This is a genomic window from Robertmurraya sp. DFI.2.37, assembly GCF_029211245.1.
In the GTDB taxonomy this organism is placed as follows: domain Bacteria; phylum Bacillota; class Bacilli; order Bacillales; family Cytobacillaceae; genus Robertmurraya; species Robertmurraya methanolica_A.
Window position 1 is genome coordinate 1 of the sequence record NZ_JARGEJ010000519.1, and the last position, 314, is coordinate 314.

Below are 314 nucleotides of genomic sequence, written 5' to 3' on the forward strand. Positions count from 1 at the left end.
GATGACGAATTAACCGAGTCAGCCCTTTAAAAATATCATCCTCTAAAAAAGGCCTCATATAACCATGGAACATTTCTTCATCAATTAAAGATTGATTGTAGACAACGTATTGGAGATTTTTCAATACACCAGAGCGGGCTAAATGTCTTTTGACAATTAAATGAAAGAATGGCAAGTAACTTGCTAAAATTAAGGATTGCTTTGAACGTTATAAATATCCTGAACTGCAGAGCAGTATCGCTCTTTTGACGAGATTGGGTTGCAAATAGGCAATATTTAAAGAAATTTGGCCGCCCAAGGAATGACCGATAACG

Annotated in this window: 1 protein-coding gene; it reads right to left on the reverse strand. The window is 36.3% G+C overall.

Features of this window, described 5'->3' with window-relative positions; genetic code table 11:
- Positions 1-208 precede the first annotated feature (208 nt).
- A complete protein-coding gene (locus PZE06_RS27530) occupies positions 209-310 on the reverse strand; it encodes an alpha/beta fold hydrolase (protein ID WP_275792321.1) in 102 nt (33 codons plus the stop codon).
- Positions 311-314 lie beyond the last annotated feature (4 nt).